A 3,866-nucleotide genomic window follows, 5' to 3' on the forward strand; every position below is an offset into this window, starting at 1 on the left:
GGGACGTTCAGCTCTTCGCTAACATAACGAACAACTTCAAAATTACTGGCGACACCACCTGTCATAACCACAGGGGCTTCCACACCGACTCGTTTGGCAAGACCCGCAATACGGCTAGCCACAGAGCGGTGAATGCCATTAATGACATCGGGTATTGTTTCGTTATTCGCGAGATGGGAGATCACTTCCGATTCAGAGAACACGGTACAAGTTGAGCTAATTGTGACTTTTTTAGTGGACTTAGCACCCTCTTGAGCGAGATCGGAAATCTTGGTTTCTAATACTCGCGACATCACATCTAAAAAGCGTCCTGTACCCGCGGCGCATTTGTCATTCATCACAAAGTTTAATAAACGGCCTGCACCATCCATATGAAGTGCTTTAACGTCTTGGCCACCAATATCAATCACCGTTTTCACACCCGGAAAAAGAAAGTGCGCGCCTTTCGCATGACAGCTAAGTTCACTCACCTCTTTGTTGGCTTCTTTCAGAGAATTACGGCCATATCCTGTTGCGCAGATCCAACTGATCTGACTGAGATCGCCACCAAACTGGTGTAACACTTCACTGATCGCTTTTTCAGGTCCAGATGTCCCAGCACCGACTGATGCCAACGATTTCGCGACAATAGCATCACCATTTTTCATGATGACGCATTTTGATGCAGACGATCCGATATCAACGCCCATTGTGAAAATGTCTTGTTGCATGCCTTTGCTCTCCTGAAATTAAAAAAGTAAGCGGATTATTCTTTCCACGTCATCACATCTTTATTGGCTTCAAGGTTTGCTATCTCTTCAGCGCTATACCCTAATTCAGCTAATACAGATGGCGTGTCTTCGCCTAACAAAGGACCACGGCGATATTCAGGTAAACCACTTTCTAAGAAATCAATCGGTGGACGAACTAAGGCTTTTTCACTGCCATTTTTGTATTTCATGTTGTAGAAGGTGTTGATTGCCCAAGCTTGTTTATCTTCCAACACTTCTTCCCAAGTTTGTGCAATGCTGAATGGGATATCGTTTTTGGTGAAAATATCCGCCCACTCTGACGCTGTTTTTTGCTCAACTTGTTGCCAAATCAGATCATACAATTCAGGAGAACGATTATTTTTTGCGACTTCTTGTAGACGTGTATAGCGGGCATCCTCAGCTAAATCAGGACGACCAATACACGAAATAAAGGTTGGATAATAAGCATCGTAAACGGGCATGCAGACTTGAATAAAACGATCATCTTTCGTTTTATAAGCCAGAATAAATGGGCTGGTGGTTGTACGGCGATCAATAGGATAAGCTTGACCATAATCTGGATATTGCGCCGCTTGGATCATAATCGCTTGGGTGTAAATAGAGGTATGCAGTAAGTTTGTTGAAACATACTCACCTTGACCAATATTTTTAGCTCGGATATAAGCGGCTAACACACCTGAAACCAAGCCTAATGCACACTGGTGATCGCCAAGACCGGGGATCACGTTCATCGGCACGGTGCCTTTTTGGTACAGAGAACCTAAAATACCACCACGGGCAAAGAATGCGGTGTAGTCAAAGCCGGGTAAGTCTTTATCTGGGCCTTCATCGCCATACCCTGTCACACTGGCGTAAACTAATTTTGGGAAACGTTGTTTTAACGTTTCATAATCTAAGCCCGCACGCTCTCTTGCGCCAGGACGCCAGTTAGTTAAGAAAATGTCCGCTTTTTCTAACAATTCAAACAGGATTTTTTTCCCTGCTTCTGTTTTCGTATTTAACACAATCCCACGTTTATTGGCATTTTCTAAATCAAAACTGGTGTTTTCATGTTGATCTAATGGACGGCCTTCTGTTGGTGCGGTATAGCGTAAATTATCGCCATTTGGAGATTCGATTTTGATTACGTTCGCACCCATGTCAGCTAAAATACGCCCCGCTGCAGGTACTGCGATAAAGGTCGCCAACTCAACTACTGTGACGCCTTCCAGTGCTTTATGACTTGTCATTTTTTCTCCTAATTATTTTTAGACTTCATACTGCTGTTGTCAGAATATGGATAAATCCGTTGTCACTTAACCCGCTACTTTGGTTTTTTCATCCTTGATTGAAACGCGATAACCCAGTTGAGATTTCAGCGCTTGCACATCAATTTTTTCCGCAAGGGGTATGAGGAAATTCAGTAAAGAAATGGAGTTCTTTGGGGATTTTGTAGCGAGCCAGTCGCTCTTGTAGAAATTCACGTAATTCACTTTCATCAATGCTGTGGCCTTTTTGCACACAAATAGTGGCAATCACTTCTTCACCTAAATCGGCTGAAGGGATCCCAAATGCTTTTGTCGCATCAACACCCGCATATTCAGCAATGGCATCTTCTATTTCACACAGGCTAATATTTTCACCACCACGTACCACAATCTCTTTTATACGATAGGCATAGTGATAATTTCCTTGTTCATCGATACAGCCGATATCTCCCGTGTGTAACCAACCCTCTTCGTCTAACGCTTCTTTGGTTTTGTCTGGCGCATTGTCATAGCCCATCATCACATGAAAGCCACGCGTGCAAATCTCACCTAAACTGCCTACTGGCACAGGTTTACCTGTTTTCGGATTAATAATTTTCATTTCAACAAAAGGTAAAGGCTTACCAATAGAATGACGTTTTATCTCTAAAGCATCATTAGGAAGAGTTTGCGTGCAACAAGGTGAAGCTTCTGTTTGACCATAAGAGACGGTGATCCCTTTCATACCGAGGATCGTTTCAATGTCATCGATTAACGCAGGCGGAAAACTTGCTCCTGCAATAATGCCTTTATCAAGACTCGATAAATCATAGTGAGAAAATTGTTCATGCTTCATTAAACGACTAAAAATGGTCGGTACACCATGCATAATGGTGCAACGATGATGTTGGACGGCTTTTAACACATCTTCAGCATTGTAATTATCAAGAAGAACAAGTTGGCACCCTGTTGTTAACGCAAAAAAGAGACAAGAAGAGAGTCCAAAGCAGTGGAATAGCGGAACCGCAAGACAAATCACATCGTCATACGTAACACCTAAGCGCTGTGCTGACAGCATGGCATTATTAATGACATTATATTGGCTTAACATGACACCTTTAGGCATTGCTGTACTGCCAGAGGTCATTTGAATAGTCAGCAAATCTTTTACGCTAACTTGTTCAACAGCATGTTGATATTCTTTATCTGATATTTTTTGGCTAATTTCTTTTAATTGAGATAAAGAAACACTTTTTTCTGCTTGTTGATTTCCCATGCTAATAAATAATTGAGGCAATACGTCTTTATTTTTTTGATGCTTTTTTTAGAAAGACAATTAATCACCTCAATAAAATGATTGCTTTTAAAACCATCAGAAAAGCAGAGTGCTTTAATTCCCGTTAATCGACATAAATCGAATAACTCTCTTTTTTTTAAAATGAAAGTTAATACAAACAACAGGAACACCAATTTGAGCAGCAGCAAGAAAACAAATTATCCATTCTTTACTATTAGCAGACCAAATCCCTAAACGGTCACCTTTTGTTAAACCCATGGCTAAAAAACCACGCGCAACACTCTCGACTTCTTGTTGTAATTGTTGCCAAGAAAGTGTCTTTTTACTTTGGTTTTCAATTAAGGCCGTTTGTGACGCATATTGCTTCACTACATTGTTTAGACATTCTTTAACTGTCATTTCTAATAAGGTCATAAATACCTACTCAACCGCTTTTTTGCTGATGTTTACGTCTGTAATGACCTTATTCTGGGTAGGGGAAATGATTCATTCTTGGTTTTCAATTAAGGCCGTTTGTGACGCATATTGCTTCACTACATTGTTTAGACATTCTTTAACTGTCATTTCTAATAAGGTCATAAATACCTACTC

4 protein-coding genes are annotated in these 3,866 nt (G+C 41.0%); all 4 read right to left on the bottom strand.

Features of this window, described 5'->3' with window-relative positions; translation table 11 throughout:
* Window positions 1–710 (bottom strand): acyl-CoA dehydratase activase (locus tag BHE89_RS11645; RefSeq protein WP_128860499.1); only part of this gene is annotated, 710 nt, incomplete at its 3' end.
* A 35-nt stretch (window positions 711–745) separates the two neighbouring features.
* Window positions 746–1,981, bottom strand: a complete 1,236-nt coding sequence (locus BHE89_RS11650; protein ID WP_069369785.1) for a CaiB/BaiF CoA transferase family protein — start codon at window positions 1,979–1,981, stop codon at window positions 746–748.
* Between the two features lie 139 nt (window positions 1,982–2,120).
* On the bottom strand, window positions 2,121–3,275 hold the full coding sequence (locus BHE89_RS11655; protein ID WP_286146088.1) for an AMP-binding protein: 1,155 nt from the start codon (window positions 3,273–3,275) through the stop codon (window positions 2,121–2,123).
* A 93-nt stretch (window positions 3,276–3,368) separates the two neighbouring features.
* Window positions 3,369–3,689 (bottom strand): AMP-binding protein, encoded by a 321-nt coding sequence (locus tag BHE89_RS25630; RefSeq protein WP_286146089.1) that lies wholly within the window; start codon window positions 3,687–3,689, stop codon window positions 3,369–3,371.
* Window positions 3,690–3,866: the final 177 nt, after the last annotated feature.

This window comes from Shigella sp. FC1967 (assembly GCF_001743005.1).
GTDB lineage: Bacteria > Pseudomonadota > Gammaproteobacteria > Enterobacterales > Enterobacteriaceae > Proteus.

Excerpts from the sequence above, each read along its gene's own strand:
- BHE89_RS11650 (WP_069369785.1), bottom strand. The coding sequence starts at position 1,981 with ATGACAAGTCATAAAGCACTGGAAGGCGTCACAGTAGTTGAGTTGGCG.
- BHE89_RS25630 (WP_286146089.1), bottom strand. The coding sequence starts at position 3,689 with ATGACCTTATTAGAAATGACAGTTAAAGAATGTCTAAACAATGTAGTG.